The 489-nt window shown below is 67.5% G+C and carries 1 pseudogene; it reads left to right on the forward strand.

From position 1 onward, the window contains the following. A pseudogene (locus tag VSR82_RS40030) lies at positions 1–489 on the forward strand (acyl-CoA dehydrogenase); the annotation flags it as partial.

Below are 489 nucleotides of genomic sequence, written 5' to 3' on the forward strand. Positions count from 1 at the left end.
TCGACCTGATCGCATTGCGCGCGAGCAATACCGCCGCGTTGAAGATCGAGGGCGCACAGCTCGACGAACGCTGGATGATCGCCGCCGACGCGAGTACGTTCCTGACTCGAGTGCGTCCCGGCTTCCTGGGCTTGCAGTGCGGCCTGTCGCTTGGTCTTGCGCGTCGCGCGCTCGCGGCCGTGGCGCTGGCCCGTCCGACATCGAGGCTGGCGCTGGCCGCAGACGCCGAACAGCTTGCCGACGAGCTTGCACGGTTGACGGACCAGCTATGCACGGGCATTGCGGCTCAGACCTATATCGAGGATGCGCCGAACCTCTTCCGCCTGCGCATTGCGCTGGCGTCGCTGGTGGCATCGGCCGTGAACCTCGAGGTCCAGGCGAGCGGCGGACAGGGCTATCTGCGCGAGCAGTCGGCCGTTGCGCGTCGCGTGCGCGAGGCGTCGTTCGTGCCGATCGTCACGCCGAGCATCGTGCAACTCAAGCACCAGC

This window comes from Burkholderia sp. JPY481 (genome assembly GCF_038900515.1).
Lineage (GTDB): Bacteria > Pseudomonadota > Gammaproteobacteria > Burkholderiales > Burkholderiaceae > Paraburkholderia > Paraburkholderia youngii.